14 protein-coding genes are annotated in these 13336 nt (G+C 74.1%); 2 read left to right on the forward strand and 12 right to left on the reverse strand.

Annotation, left to right across the window (positions count from 1 at the left end; all coding sequences use genetic code 11):
• Nucleotides 1-37: 37 nt before the first annotated feature.
• The 3 genes from FHS34_RS12035 to FHS34_RS12045 form a co-directional block, all read right to left on the reverse strand.
• A complete protein-coding gene (locus FHS34_RS12035) occupies nt 38-1279 on the reverse strand; it encodes an MFS transporter (RefSeq protein WP_184964039.1) in 1242 nt (413 codons plus the stop codon).
• Nucleotides 1276-2391 carry a PLP-dependent cysteine synthase family protein gene (locus tag FHS34_RS12040; protein ID WP_184964041.1) on the reverse strand — a complete coding sequence of 372 codons (1116 nt, stop codon included), beginning with the start codon at nt 2389-2391 and terminating at the stop codon, nt 1276-1278. The genes FHS34_RS12035 and FHS34_RS12040 overlap by 4 nt, the downstream gene beginning before the upstream one ends.
• A gap of 111 nt (nt 2392-2502) precedes the next feature.
• Nucleotides 2503-2934 carry a hypothetical protein gene (locus tag FHS34_RS12045; RefSeq protein ID WP_184964043.1) on the reverse strand — a complete coding sequence of 144 codons (432 nt, stop codon included), beginning with the start codon at nt 2932-2934 and terminating at the stop codon, nt 2503-2505.
• A 228-nt stretch (nt 2935-3162) separates the two neighbouring features.
• On the opposite strand from FHS34_RS12045, the gene FHS34_RS12050 reads away from it, so the two are divergent.
• Nucleotides 3163-4116 carry a DUF8832 domain-containing protein gene (locus FHS34_RS12050; RefSeq protein WP_184964045.1) on the forward strand — a complete coding sequence of 318 codons (954 nt, stop codon included), beginning with the start codon at nt 3163-3165 and terminating at the stop codon, nt 4114-4116.
• A 165-nt stretch (nt 4117-4281) separates the two neighbouring features.
• Entirely contained in the window at nt 4282-5556 is a 1275-nt protein-coding gene (locus tag FHS34_RS12055) for an MFS transporter (protein ID WP_184964047.1), read from the forward strand.
• 260 nt (nt 5557-5816) lie between these two features.
• Here the strand turns inward: FHS34_RS12055 and FHS34_RS12060 are convergent, their stop codons facing one another.
• The 9 genes from FHS34_RS12060 to FHS34_RS12095 form a co-directional block, all read right to left on the reverse strand.
• Nucleotides 5817-6836 (reverse strand): pirin family protein, encoded by a 1020-nt coding sequence (locus FHS34_RS12060; protein WP_184964049.1) that lies wholly within the window; start codon nt 6834-6836, stop codon nt 5817-5819.
• A gap of 94 nt (nt 6837-6930) precedes the next feature.
• Complete coding sequence (locus tag FHS34_RS12065) at nt 6931-7344, reverse strand: hypothetical protein (RefSeq protein ID WP_184964051.1); 414 nt, start codon at nt 7342-7344, stop codon at nt 6931-6933.
• 140 nt (nt 7345-7484) lie between these two features.
• Nucleotides 7485-7742, reverse strand: coding sequence for a hypothetical protein (locus FHS34_RS42515; RefSeq protein WP_225817361.1), 258 nt, complete (start codon nt 7740-7742; stop codon nt 7485-7487).
• Nucleotides 7729-7986, reverse strand: a complete 258-nt coding sequence (locus FHS34_RS12070) for a DUF6400 family protein (RefSeq protein WP_184964053.1) — start codon at nt 7984-7986, stop codon at nt 7729-7731. The genes FHS34_RS42515 and FHS34_RS12070 overlap by 14 nt, the downstream gene beginning before the upstream one ends.
• A gap of 96 nt (nt 7987-8082) precedes the next feature.
• Nucleotides 8083-8952: an MBL fold metallo-hydrolase gene (locus FHS34_RS12075; protein ID WP_184964055.1), complete on the reverse strand. Its 870-nt coding sequence runs from the start codon at nt 8950-8952 to the stop codon at nt 8083-8085.
• A gap of 194 nt (nt 8953-9146) precedes the next feature.
• Entirely contained in the window at nt 9147-9608 is a 462-nt protein-coding gene (locus FHS34_RS12080; protein ID WP_184964057.1) for an ATP-binding protein, read from the reverse strand.
• 48 nt (nt 9609-9656) lie between these two features.
• On the reverse strand, nt 9657-11060 hold the full coding sequence (locus tag FHS34_RS12085) for an MFS transporter (protein WP_225817407.1): 1404 nt from the start codon (nt 11058-11060) through the stop codon (nt 9657-9659).
• 243 nt (nt 11061-11303) lie between these two features.
• Entirely contained in the window at nt 11304-12026 is a 723-nt protein-coding gene (locus FHS34_RS12090) for an FAD binding domain-containing protein (RefSeq protein WP_184964060.1), read from the reverse strand.
• 260 nt (nt 12027-12286) lie between these two features.
• The gene (locus FHS34_RS12095) at nt 12287-13231 is read right to left on the reverse strand and encodes a LysR family transcriptional regulator (RefSeq protein ID WP_184964062.1); all 945 of its coding nucleotides are present in this window, start codon (nt 13229-13231) and stop codon (nt 12287-12289) included.
• Nucleotides 13232-13336: the final 105 nt, after the last annotated feature.

Genomic DNA, 13336 nt, shown 5'->3' on the forward strand with positions numbered 1-13336 from the left:
GGCACAGGTATACCCCCCTCCCCTATCTGGCGGCAAGTCATCCGGGCACCGGAACGGACCTCGCCCCCAGGCGTCCGGCCCGGTGCAGCCCCGCGACCAGGCCGGCGCAGCCGAGCCCGGTCGCGGCCAGCGCCGCCCACGGCAGCCAGGCGATCCCGGTGTCGAACAGCGCCCCGACGGCCAGGTTGCCCAGCGAGACCGCGATCCCGGAGGCGGTGCTGTAGGCGCCGTAGTACGTCGCGACGAGCCGGTCGCCGGAGAGCCGTACCACGGTGTCCATCTCGAACGGGTAGAGCAGCGCCCCGCCCCAGGCCAGCAGGACCGCGCAGCCCGTCAGGGCGGCCGCGCCGGCCAGGGCGCCGTGCGCCCGCGGCAGCAGGGGCAGGAAGGCGGCGCCCATGACCGCCAGTCCGCAGGCGACGGTCTGCGGCCCGGACAGGACCCGCTGGGCCCACCCGGTCAGCCTCAGCTGTCCCGCCAGCGCGGCCAGCGCCGAGGCGGCGAAGACCGCGCCGGTGGCCGCGCCGGCGTGGCGGCCGAAGAGTGCGCGGGCGTGCAGCGGCAGGGCGAGATACACCTGGAACGCAAGGACGTAGGAGCCGCTCATGGCGGCCGCGAAGAGGAGGAAGGGGCGGTTGGCGGCGACGGCGCGCCAGTCGGCGGCGACCGCCCGCCAGGCGGGTTCGGCACCACGGCCGGCCGGGGGCCGGGCGGGCAGGGCACGGGACTGCAGTACGGCCAAGGCACCGAAGATGGCCGCCGCGACGGTGCACACCGCGCTGAAGTCCCAGTTCAGCAGGGCCAGTCCGGCGAGCGGGCCGATCAGGATGCCCGCCTGGTAGAAGACGTTGAAGGCGGCGAACGCGGCCACCCGCCGCTCCTCCCCCGCATCCGCCGCGAGATACGCCCGTACGGCCGGATTGAACAGCGCGCCCGCCAGACCGGTCAGCGCCGAAGCCGCCACCAGGGCGGGCAGCGAACCCGCCACCGCCAGCAGGCCGAACGCGATGGACCGCAGGGCGCATCCGGTGAGGATCATCGGCTTGCAGCCGTAGCGGTCGGCGAGGGTGCCGCCGACCAGGAACATGCCCTGCTGCGAGAAGTTGCGCACCCCCAGCACCAGGCCGACCGCCCAGGCGGCGAGCCCGAGGCCGTGGGCCAGATGGTCGGCCAGGTAGGGCATCAGCATGTAGAAGCCCAGGTTGATGGCGAACTGGTTCACCATCAACAGCCGGGCCGGACGGTCGAAGGAGGCCGACTGGGCCCACAGACGCCTCACCGGGCCCCCGCCTTCGCCAGATCGCGGGCGAGCGGGTCGCGGACCCGGGCGCACCGGGTCCACCGCGTCACCACGCGCGCGTCCGGCTCGGCGATCTCGTCGGGCCCGGAGGGCGCCGGCTGCCCGAGGAGTCCGTGCTCGCGGCACCAGGCGTCGTCGTAGACCGTCTGGAGATAGCGGTGCGGGCCGTCGGGGAAGACCGCGGCGATCCGGGTTCCGGCGGGATACGTCCGGGCCGCCCACCCGGCCACCAGCGCCACCGCCCCGACGCTCCAGCCGCCGGAGGCGTAGTGGCGTCGGGCGAGTTGCCGGCAGGCCCAGACGGCCTCGGCCGGCCCCACCCAGTGGACCTCGGTGAAGGCCGCGTAGTCGACGTTGTCGGGATGGATGCTGGAACCGAGGCCGCGCATCAGCCGCGGCCCGGCCGGCTGGCCGAAGACGGCCGAGCGGACCGAGTCCACGCCGATGAGTGCCAGCCGCGGGAAGACCTCGCGCAGCGCGGCGGACACTCCGGCGGAGTGTCCGCCGGTGCCGACCGCCGCCACCAGCACGTCGACCCGTCCGAGCTGGGTGATCAGCTCGGCCGCGAGGGGCCGGTAGGCGGTGGCGTTGTCGGGGTTGCGGTACTGGTCGGGGCAGTACGCGTCCGGGGTGCGCGCCAGCAGGCCGGCGACGCGCTCGCGGCGCGCCTCCTGCCAGCCGCCCTCGGGGTGCGGCGCGCCGACCTGGAGGACGCGCGCGCCCAGGGCGGTGAGCAGGCGGAGCACGGGAGGTTCCATGCCGGGGTCGGTCACGACGGTGACCGGGTGGCCATAGGTCAGTCCGGCCAGGGCGAGGCCGAGCCCCAGGGTGCCGCTGGACGACTCGACGATCGGCGCCCCCGGCGCGAGGTCGCCACGCCGACGGGCCTCGCCGATCATGTGCAGGGCCGGCCGGTCCTTGAGGCCCCCCGGGTTGGCGCCTTCCAGCTTGGCGTGGAATCCCCGGCCGGGCGGGGCGAACGGCTCGTCCACCCACAGGACCGGGGTGTTGCCGACGAGTTGGGCGGGGCGCCGGGCGATCGGCGGACGCGGCGTACGCGTCCCGGACGGTTCGGGCAGGGAGGGGTGCATGAGGGAACGGCTCCTTCGCGTCCGGCGGCGGTGCGGCGGACGCCGTGCGAGGGGGGCGGGGCGCTCGGCATGTCCCGGTCCGCGGCGGGCCCGGGGCGTGCGGGCGCCGGCCTACTGCCGCAGCACGCGGACGAGCGCGCGTGCGGAGCGGTGCGCGCGGTGACGCCGGACGCCGGGCCGCCCGCTCCTCCCGGTGTGCGCCTGGCGTCCGCGCGAGACCGCGGGAAGTACCGGCTGGGGTGCCTCGTCCCCGAGTCCGGTGTCGTCCAGGGCGGCGCGCGGCCGGTCCGCCGTGTGATCGAGGTGGCCGTCCGCCGCGTGCCGGTGGCCGGGGTGCGGGCCCTGCGGGCCCGGTTCGCCGGCTGCGTCCGCCGTGTGCGCAACGTCCTGCGCCACCACGGGACTCGGGTCCGCCCCGGCGAGGGAGCAGGCGTGCACCGCGCCGGTGAGATGGGCGGCGATCACCAGGACCAGCCCGACCAACAGGGCGGCACGGCGGGAGCGTCCCGCGCGGCCGCCGCAGCCGACCCATGACCCGATCACATGCGCAGCGTAATCATCAAGTGACGCGGTGTCATATCGACGGCGGCGCGGCGCGCCCTGACTTCGAGGGACCCCCCGCCCGAGCGGGCCCGGCCCAGAGGGATACCCCCGACCCGTATACGCAGGGAGGCTCGGGACCGAGGAATCGCACGCTTGACTCCGTACCCCCCTGGGGTATGTTGAAGGCCTTCGAGCCGCTTGCGGACGGCCAACAGACGAGGAGTCACCATGAACACCGGGCTGCGGATCACCACCTTCGCCGCCGTGCTCGCCGCCGCGTTCGGCATCGCTTACGGTGTCGGCGGCGGTGTCGGCGAGATCTCCCTCCAGGCCGGGAGCACGGCGCACGACGGACACGCGGACGCCGTGCGGGGCGTGGGCCGAGGGCCGGGCCCCGCCGCGGCGCCCGGTGGACTTCAGACGTCCCAGGGCGGCTACACCCTCGACCTGAAGACCCCGGCCGTCACGGCGGGCCGGAGCACCGACCTGCGGTTCGCGGTCGTACGGGACGCCACCGGGCGGGCGCTCACCGCCTACCAGGAGGAGCACACGAAGGAACTCCACCTGATCATCGCCTCACGCGACCTGTCCCTCTTCCGCCACCTGCATCCGACCCGCGCAGCCGACGGGACCTGGTCCACGCCCCTGGAGCTGCCCGAGGCCGGTGCCTACCGGGTCTTCGCCGACTTCACTCCCCGGGGCGGCGAAGGGCTCACTCTCGGCGCCGACCTCACCGCGTCGGGCACCTACCGGCCGGCGCCCCTGCCGGCCCCCGGCACCACGACCGTGGTCGACGGGTACGAGGTGAGTCTCCGCGGCCGTCTCGCCGCCGGCGGGGACAGCGAACTGACCCTGAGCGTGGCCAGGAACGGCGAGCCGGTGCGTGACCTCCAGCCCTATCTCGGCGCCTACGGCCACCTGGTGGCACTGCGCTCCGGGGATCTCGGCTACCTGCACGTGCACCCCCACGGCGAACCCGGGGACGGTACGACCAGGCCCGGGCCGGCCATATCCTTCACCACCTCGGCCCCCAGCCCCGGCAGCTACCGGCTGTTCCTGGACTTCAAGCACGCCGGCGAAGTCCACACCGCCGCGTTCACCGTCCGGGTGGACCGGCCGGCCCAGCAGCCGGACACCTCGGCGACGCCCTCCTCGGCACACCACACCGAGCACGGCCACTGAACAACGCCCGGCGCCAACCGGTGAACACCGCACGTGAGTTGCCGCTGCCCATGGGTCCCTGCAAGGAACCGGCGGTACGGCCCGGCCGAAGCGGCGCCGGTGAGGCTCGTCGGCCGGACCCGTGGCATGGCAGGGTGCGAGGGACCGATGGCAGACGGGAGAGGCATGACCGGCATCCGATCCGACAGCGGCACCGGCACGACGGGCCCCCTATCCGACCCGGACCGGGCACAGCGCCGCGTCCTGCGGGTCCTGGTCGCGTCCCAGCTCCTCAGCGGCTCGGGGCTGGCCGCCGGCATCACCGTCGGCGCCCTCCTCGCCGAGGAGATGCTCGGCTCCACCGGGTTCGCCGGCGTGCCCAGCGCCCTGTTCACCGCCGGGTCCGCGCTGGCGGCCGTCGTCGTCGGCCGGATCTCCCAGACCCACGGCCGTCGCCGCGGCCTGGCCGCCGGCTACCTCACCGGGGCCATCGGCTCGGCGGGCGTCATCACGGCCGCCGCCCTCGACAGTCCCGCCCTGCTCTTCGTCGCCCTGTTCGTCTACGGTGCCGGCAGCGCCACCAACCTCCAGGCCCGGTACGCCGGAGCCGACCTCGCCCGCCCCGGCCACCGCGCCCGGGCCGTGTCCACGGTCCTGGTCGCCACCACCCTCGGCGGGGTGGCGGGACCCAACCTGACGGCCCCCACCGGCACCCTCGCCGAGGCTCTCGCCATCCCCCGGCTGGCCGGGCCCTTCCTCCTCGCCGGTCTCGCCTACGCCCTGGCCGCCCTCGTCCTCGCCCTGCGACTGCGGCCCGATCCGCTGCTCCTCGCCCGCACCCTCGCGAGTCCGGCGCCGGCCGACGCCACCGCCCGCCCCACCGCCGCGGAGAGTCCCGAGGCACCCTCGGGCGGTGGCGGCGTGGTCCTCGGCGCGCTCGTGATGGTCCTCACCCAGCTCGTCATGGTCGCGATCATGACGATGACACCGGTCCACCTGCACGACCACGGTCATGGCACCGCCGCCTCCGGCCTCGTCATCGCCGTCCACATCGGTGCCATGTACCTGCCCTCACCGCTGACGGGCCGGCTGGTCGACCGCTACGGCCACCTGAAGGTGGCCGCCGCCTCCGGTTGCACGCTGCCGGCCGCCGGGGTCGTCGCCGCCACCGCCCCGGGCGACTCCGTCGCTCTGCCGGCCCTGGCGCTCGCCCTGCTCGGCCTCGGCTGGAACTTCGGCCTGGTCGCCGGCACGGCGATCATCACCGAGACCGTGCCGCTCGCCACCCGCGCCAGGACCCAGGGCATGGTCGACGTCTCCATCTCCATCGCGGGCACCACCGGCGGCATGGCGTCCGGCCTCATGGTCGCGGCCACCGGCTACCCCGTCCTCGCCCTCACCGGCGGCGTCCTCGCCCTCTCGCTCCTGCCCGCCATCGCTGTCACCGCCCACCGCCGATGAGCCCTCGGCGCGGCACCGCCCGGCACGCAACCGCCGTTACGGGAGGCGGGTTTCAGCCGGGGACTCACGGAGCATCACATACGACTTCGACGACGCCCCCGTGGTCGTGGCGGGCGGCGGAGACGTCAGCGGTTTCACCACGGCCGCTCTGCCACCGCACTCCCGGGCCGTGGGCGAGCTGGGGGTCCGGCGCGAAGAGGGTTCCCCGCCCTGTTCGCCGTCGTGACCCGCGGCGGGGCAGGACCGTGGGATTGCCGAACTCACTTTGTGGTGTCGGACAGTTGGTCACGCCGGTCGCGCGGAGGATTTCCGCGCGGCCTGATGGTGGCATGGGGCAGGACGGGGGCCGGAAGACGGTCCCCCGGATAGCCTTCGACGGCACCGAAGCGGTCGGAGGAGTTCTGCCAGTCCTCGCGGGCCTTGACGATGTCCTCGTGGCTGCGGCCGATGAAGTTCCACCAGATGACGATCTCCTCTTCGAAGGGGGTTCCGCCGAGGAGGACCGTCCGTGCGGCGGTGTCCGACTCGTTGATCAGGGTCAGCGTGCCGGGGCCCGGCTGGACGTAGCCCAACTCCGCGGGCTTGAGGGGTACTTCGTTCAGGCGGACGGTTCCCTCGTCGACGAGGAGACCGTGCTCGAAGCCGGGGTCCACGGCGAGCGTGACGGACGCCCGCGGACGCAGCACGATCTCGGCGCCGAGCAGAGGCGTGAACGTGGGCACCGGTGACACGGCCCCGGCGAGTGAACCCAGGAAGACCCGGATCTCGGCGCCGTCGGCCGTCACGGGCTCGGGAACGTGGTGCCGGAACTCGCGTGCGGTACGGCGGTGTGCCTCCGGCAGCGCCACCCACAACTGCACGCCGTGCAGGACCGTGGTCCGCGGGGTCGAGACCTCCGAGTGGGCGATGCCGTGTCCGCCGGTCATGAGGTTCAGCTCGCCGGGCCGTACGAAGGCATGGCTGCCCAGGCTGTCCCGGTGTTCGATCTCCCCGCTGAACAGCCAGCTCACCGTCTGCAGACCGGTGTGCGGGTGCGGGGCGACATCCATGCCGCCGGTGTCGCCGACGTCGTCCGGGCCGTAGTGGTCGGCGAAGCACCAGGCGCCGATCAGGGTGCGGGTGCGCTGCGGCAGGGTGCGCCGTACGGTCATGGCGCGCGGGCCGCCCAGGGGAACGTCACGCGGGGTCAGGACATCGACGCGGGCCGTCCCGGCCGGCGCCTCGCCGCCCGCCGTCGTACCGCATCGCACCTCCACGGGTGCCGCCTCGGCATTGCTCATCGTGGATCACCTCTCAGCCCGATAGTTGTTTCACATTCAACCACCATCGGGTCGAGGACGCGCTCGAACCCCGCACCCCGTACGGCCGCCCGGGTCAGGGACGGGCCGACGCCTCCGCCCGGTCGGCACGGGCCAGCAGGCGGGCCCGTCCGCGCGGCCACCACACCAGGTCGGCCACGAGGAGCGCGACCATCAGCCACGAGACGATGATCTCGCCCATGGAGCCCGTCAGCGTGTCATGGACGGCGAGGGCGAGCGCGAGCACGGTGACGAGCAGGACCACTCGGAGGTGCGGCCGGTCCTCCTCCGCGGCCCGCCGCAGGGCACCGGCGTACTCGACGACCGAAGGCGCCAGCCGGGGATCACCGATGGCCTCGCCCCGCCGGGTGGCACGCACCACGGCCGCGCGGTCGGCGCCGCCCATGGTTTCGGCCGCGGGCCAGATCCGGCCCATCCGGCGCGTCACCCGGGCGCCCTGGAACAGGCTCAGCACCACGAAGACGACCACGGCGCCCGCCCAGGACCCCGACTCGAATCAATGACCGCACCGGCACGCCGACCCCGTCACACGCGCCACGGCGCCCCCCGCTGACCGGATCGCCGCGCACCCCGCGTGCCCGGCCCAGCGGACGGAGAGGAGATGTCCCCTCACTTCCGGCGCAGGCCGCTGGTCGTGCGGGTCCAGCGGGTGCGGGTGGCGCCGAAACCCGTCTCGTGGTCCCAGATGTGGGTGCACGAGGGGCACTGCAGATGAAGGAGGCTTCCGGTGTTCGTGAGCAGGTAGCGCCAGTGGTCCGCGCACCTGCGGCCCTGTGCGCACGTGGCGCATCCCCGGTGATCCTCGCAGTTCGGGCAGGTCACCCAGGCCCGGCGGCCGATGTCCGCCTGCGGATCAAGCGGTAGCACGGCCGTCCCCGCGCCGCGGGAGGACACCGGCACGGACGAGGGTGTCGTACACACGCTGCTGTTCCTCGTCGAGGCCCGAGTACAGCATGTCGTACGCCTCCTCCTCCCGGCGCATCATCTCGACGGGGTCCCAGTCGGCACCGAGTGCGGCCATGACGTGAGCTCGCCGGGTCATCTCGTGGTCGGTGAGGTCGACGGCGAAGTCGACCGGCTCGTCGGGGAGGGGGGCGTTCTGGGCGGACATATCACCGAACTTAGGTAGCCCTTCCCGCCACGACAAGAGCACGTGGGAGACATCACAGCAGGCCGGCGCCGTGTCACCGGTCGGCTCCAGACTCCTTCACCAGCGGACGGCCGTGAAGTCGACGGGCCGCGGACGCAGCAGCCGTGTGCGTTCCGTCAGGCCGTGCAGTCGCCGGGACATCTCGTCGGCCGGCAGGCGGCGCCGGTCCCCGTGACCCGGCAGGACCCACTCGAACCGCAGCCTCCCCGCCGTCCTCGCCAGGGAGCCGGCCAGTTCCTCGATGGAGTACCAGGTCACGCTCTCGGCGACCTCCAGATCACCGGTCGTACGCGACCAGTAGAAGCTGTCGCCACTGAAGCAGTAGCGGTCGTCGGCCAGATAGAGGACGCTGCCCCGGGTGTGCCCGGGAAGGGGGTGGACCGTGACGCCCTCGGCGATCTCCAGCGGGTCGAGTCCGCGGATCACCCGGTCCGCGTCCGGAGCGGCGTCGAGGTCGCCTTCGTGGATCCACAGCCGGGCACCGAAGTGGTCGGCGTAGCGGCGGCCGTGCGCGGCGTGGTCGCGATGGGTGAGCAGCACATCGGTGACGGGGCCCGACGCCGTGCAGCGCTCGGCCAGTTCACGGCTCCAGCGGGGCGTGTCGATCATCATCCGGGTGCCGGAGGGCCGCAGCAGGAGGTAGGAGTTGGCGCCCGCGGTGTGCGTCGAGTTGTGCCCGCAGATCAGCACCCCGTCGTCCAGGGCCAGCGGGAACGGGTCGAGCGCCTGGTCCGGGCGGCCGGTCAGCGGCCGGATCGAGCGGGTGGGGCAGGCGAAGACCGCGGCGTGTAAGCGCCGGTTCTCCGCCTCGTCGGCCGGCGGGCGCAGGATCCGCGACCTCCCGTCGACCTCACCGATCAGCCCGGGCGCGAACTGCCGGGCCACGTCGCAGTTCGTGCAGCGGTCGTCCACGTACCATCCGTCCACGGTGGGCTCCTTCCAAGGGAAACGGCCTCGGCGAAGGCCGCGCTTCCAGGCGTATCCCGCGCGGCGTCGAATCGGTAGACCGCGCCGGCCTTGTGTTCGCGGTGCCGGGGCGCTCTCGGCGGGGCCGCCCGGCGGTCATCGAGTCGGCCGGGTCCGGGCAGGACGGGGCGCCGGCGTCCTGGGACGCCCATGGCTCACGTCCGTATCTCGAAGCCGCCCCGCCCGTCGAACCGCACCTCGTGCACCGCGTCGAACCCGTCCGCCGGCGACGGCCTGCGCAGCCGCTTCAGGGTGGCGAGGACGCCGACGTCGGGGACCCGGTGGCGGCCCTCCCGCGCGGCGTTGCGCCGCAGGCAGCCCGCGACGTCCGGCGGGAACCAGTAGGCCGTCGCGGTCGACCCGTGCGCGTGGGCCGCCTCCAGCAGCGGGGCCCACTCCTCGGCCGACGGGTTGGTGTTGTCCACGGCCACGGCCCGTCCGGCCGCCAGGTGTCCTACCACCAGCCGCATCTGCCTGCCCTGCTTGTTCCGGGCACCGCGCGGGAACAGGTCCTTGCCGACCAGCTCGTACCGGTCGGACAGGACTTGCGCGTAGAAGGTGGACTTCCCGGAGGCCTGCAGCCCGACCAGCACCGCCAGGTCCACCGCTGTCGCCATACCCGCCACGATGCCACGCCCCCGGCGGCGCGTAAGCCCACAAGGTGCTCAGCGTGCCCGCGCCACCTCGGCCGTGCCCTGCACCTCGTTCCGCACCCCCGCCTTCGGCCGCGCGGCCCAGGCCACCAGCAGGACGACGACTCCGCAGGCGGCGACCAGGAACCAGCCCGGACGGGAGGCACGGGCGAGTCCCGCCGGGCCGGTGCCGGCGACGAGACCGCCGGCGAGGGCGATGCCGAGGGCGGCGCCGGCCTGGCGTGCGGTGGACGTGATCGCGCCCGCCACGCCGGCCCGGTCGGGCGGCAGCCCGCCGACCGCGGTGTTGGTGATCGGCGCGTTGGCGAAACCGAAACCGACGCCGATGAGCAGGTAGGCGAACAGGAGCAGGAAGAGGCTCGTGTGCGGTCCGAGCCCGGCCAGGCACAGCCCGCCGGCGGTGAGGAAGCCGCCCGCCAGCCACAGTGGCGGCCTCGGGCCCACCCGGCCGACCAGACGGCCCGACCACGGTGCGCAGAGCATCGCCCCGGCCGCCATGGGGAGGGTCGCCGTGCCGGCGGCCAGCGGGCTGAATCCCCGGGTGTGCTGCAGGTAGAACGTGTTGAGCAGGAGTGCCGCGTTCAGCGCGACGAAGACCGCCACGGCGCCCAGCACCGCGCCGCTGAACGCGGGCCCCCGGAAGAGCCGGGGGTCGATCAGCGGCTCCGGGCGGCGGAGCTCCACCCGGACGAATCCCGCTGTCGCCGCGACGGCGACGGCGCAGGCGGTCAGCGCGGCCGGCGACGACCAGCCGACGCGGGGGCCCTCGATCAGGACGCCGACCCAGACGCCGATGGTCACGATCAGCAGCAGCTGCCCGGGGACGTCCGGCCGCCGCGCCTTCGGCGCCCTGGACTCGGGCACGAACACCGCGCTGAGCACGAGGGCGGCCACGACGACCGGAGCGTTGATCCAGAACAGCGACCGCCAGCCGAGGCCCGCGACGAGGGCGCCACCGGTGACCGGGCCCGCCGCCATGCTGAGGCCGAACACCGAGGCCCAGACACCGATCGCCTGGGCCCGTTCCCGCGGATCGGGCATCGCGTTCACCACGATCGCCAGGGCCACCGGGCTCAGCATGGAGGCGCCGGCCCCCTGCACCGCGCGGGCCGCGACCAGCGCGCCCACCGACGGGGCCAGCGCGCAGGCCAGCGAGGCCAGGCCGAACACCGTCAGCCCCCACTGGAACACCCGGCGGCGCCCGAACCGGTCCGCCAGCGCGCCGGAGGAGATCAGCAGGCCGGCCAGGACCACGGTGTACGCGTCCACGGTCCACTCCAGGCTGCGGGTCCCGACATCCAGGCCGCGCCCGATGGCGGGCAGACCGACGTTGACCACGGTGGTGTCCAGGCCGACCAGGAACATGCTCAGACAGCAGACGGCCAGCACCGTCCAGCGTCTGCGTCTGCTCAACACAGTGGGTCGCACAGGGGAATTCGCCGTCACGGTCATCGTCCGCCTCTCCGGTACACGGGTCGTACCGGCTCAGGCTCGGCCAGGAGTACATCCACCGGCCAGCCTCTTTGCGGAGACCGCAAAAAAGCGGGGACCGGATTCGCCCGGACCGCAAAGGCGGAGCCCTTGACGCAGGGAACGCAAGGTCTCCGTCGCGGAGGCCGTTGCGCCGGGAGCGGGGGCGGCGGTTGCTCAGTGGACCGTTCAGGCCGGGGTGCCGTGCTCCAGCAGGCCGAGGACCTGTGGGCGGGCGACGTCCCAGGCGGCGGCCGGCAGGTCGCCGAGGGCCGTGCCGCGCAGGGCGTCGAGGGTGTCCTCGGCGTCGGCGCCGACGGGGACGGTGCCGCTGAGCACGTCGTAGCCGTCCCGTACGGCGACCCGCAGCCGCTGCCGCGTCCCGTCGCCGGCGTGCAGGGCGGAGGCCACGACGAGGGGTGGCGCCCCGCCGGCCTCACCGGGCAGCTTGCGGTACGCCGAGGCGATCGGTGTGTGCCAGCGCAGACCGAGCAACAGGGGACGCTTGGCGATCACCTCGGCCAGGTCCGCCTCGCGGACGCCGTCGGACTCCAGGACGGTGGCGCGGGCGTCCAGCACGAGCGCGGGCGGGAGCAGACAACGCAGCGTGCTGCCGACGAGGTTGCCGCCGACCGTCGCCGTCCGCCGCACGGCGCCGGTGCCGACCGTGGCGGCGGCCAGCCGCAGGGTGTCCGGCACCCGGTCGTCGATGCGGTGCAGGACCACGGCGCTGCCGACGGTCCCCGCGCCTATCGCGTTGGCCTCGGGCAACTCCCGCAGGGATATGGCGAGTTCGGGAAATCCGTCGCGCTGCCAGGTCGCCCAGACGAGCGTGGCCCCGCCGATGGGCACGGCTCCCTCGGCGAGGCACTCCTGGGCTTCCGGCACGGACGTGGGCAGACGCAACAGCACAGCGGCCGACCTGCCTTCCTGGGGCTCGGGACGACGTGCGGGCGGCCCGAGCGCCTGCCCGCCGACAGCGCAGTCTGGTCGCGCGGAAGGGGGCGCGTCCAGGGCTCACACGAGCATGTCACGCGCGCCCGTCGGCCACGGTGCCGGCAACGCGTCGGAGCGCCGGCCGGCACCGGACTCCCGCTCCCGGCACGCCGTACGCTCCCCGCACGCCGGACACCGCGCTCGCCGGCACACCCACGGCCGCGCCGGTGCGCGGATCACTCCCCGCCGCTCACCGCCGTGGGCCCCCGACCGCTGTCGTCGTCCCCCGTCCCGGACGGCGCGAGGACCGCGGCCGCCAGATGGTCGCGGAACCAACGGTGGCCCGGATCGGTGGAGTTGCGCGGGTGCCAGGCCATGCCGAAGTCGAGCGGGGCCAGGTCGAGAGGGATGGGGAAGGTGCGCAGGCCCAGTGCCGCGATGGTGCCGGGGAGCCAGTCGGCCAGGGTGAGCGCGACGAGGTCGGTGTCGCGGGCGAGCAGCATCGCGCTCGTGTGGCTGGGCACGACGACCGCGACACGGCGCCGCAGCCCGCGTTCCGCGAGAGCGCTGTCGATGGGCCCGAGGCGCCTGCCGAGCCGGGAGATGCCGATGTGGTCGGCCGCCGCGAACCGGCGTACGTCGACGCGCCCGTGGAACAGCGGATGACCGACGCGGGCGACGCCGACCAGCGTCGCCCGGGTCAGCTGCCGGGTCCGGACCTCAGGGTCCAGGTGGCCGAGGACGCCCAGTTCGACGTCCACCCAGCCCTGCCTCAGCCCCGGCCCGCCCTCGATCGCCTCCGGCAGGAAGACGACGTCCACCCGCGGGGCCTCCGCGTGGATCCGGTCGGTCAGCGTGCCGGCCAGTCCCGTCAGGAGCAGGTCGGTGGCCTGCACGGTGAAGGTGCGCTGCAGATGCGCGGCGTCGAAACCGGCGCCGGGCCGCAGGACGTCGTCACAGTTGCGCAGCAACGCGGCGACCTCGTCCCGGAGTTCCAGGGCCCGCGGGGTCGGGACCATTCCCTGCCCGGCGCGGACGAGCAGCGGGTCACCGACGGCGCGGCGGAGCCGGGCCAGCGTGCGGCTGACCGCCGCGGCGGACGTGCCCAGGCGCTCCGCGGCGCGGGTCACGCTGTTCTCCTGGAGCAGGGCGTCCAGAACTCGCAGCAGATTGAGGTCCATTCGAGCTCCTGAGCTGCAATTTTGCGTCTGTGTCAATGATTTGATGCCGATCATTGCATTGATACGGCGTTCCCGGGTGCGGAGAGTGGAAGTGGCCGCCGAGGA

The sequence above is a fragment of the Streptomyces echinatus genome (assembly GCF_014203595.1).
In the GTDB taxonomy this organism is placed as follows: Bacteria; Actinomycetota; Actinomycetes; order Streptomycetales; family Streptomycetaceae; genus Streptomyces; species Streptomyces echinatus.

Excerpts from the sequence above, each read along its gene's own strand:
- FHS34_RS12055 (WP_184964047.1), top strand. The coding sequence starts at position 4,282 with ATGACCGGCATCCGATCCGACAGCGGCACCGGCACGACGGGCCCCCTA.
- FHS34_RS12080 (WP_184964057.1), bottom strand. The coding sequence starts at position 9,608 with ATGGCGACAGCGGTGGACCTGGCGGTGCTGGTCGGGCTGCAGGCCTCC.
- FHS34_RS12050 (WP_184964045.1), top strand. The coding sequence starts at position 3,163 with ATGAACACCGGGCTGCGGATCACCACCTTCGCCGCCGTGCTCGCCGCC.
- FHS34_RS12095 (WP_184964062.1), bottom strand. The coding sequence starts at position 13,231 with ATGGACCTCAATCTGCTGCGAGTTCTGGACGCCCTGCTCCAGGAGAAC.
- FHS34_RS12070 (WP_184964053.1), bottom strand. The coding sequence starts at position 7,986 with ATGTCCGCCCAGAACGCCCCCCTCCCCGACGAGCCGGTCGACTTCGCC.
- FHS34_RS12040 (WP_184964041.1), bottom strand. The coding sequence starts at position 2,391 with ATGCACCCCTCCCTGCCCGAACCGTCCGGGACGCGTACGCCGCGTCCG.
- FHS34_RS12060 (WP_184964049.1), bottom strand. The coding sequence starts at position 6,836 with ATGAGCAATGCCGAGGCGGCACCCGTGGAGGTGCGATGCGGTACGACG.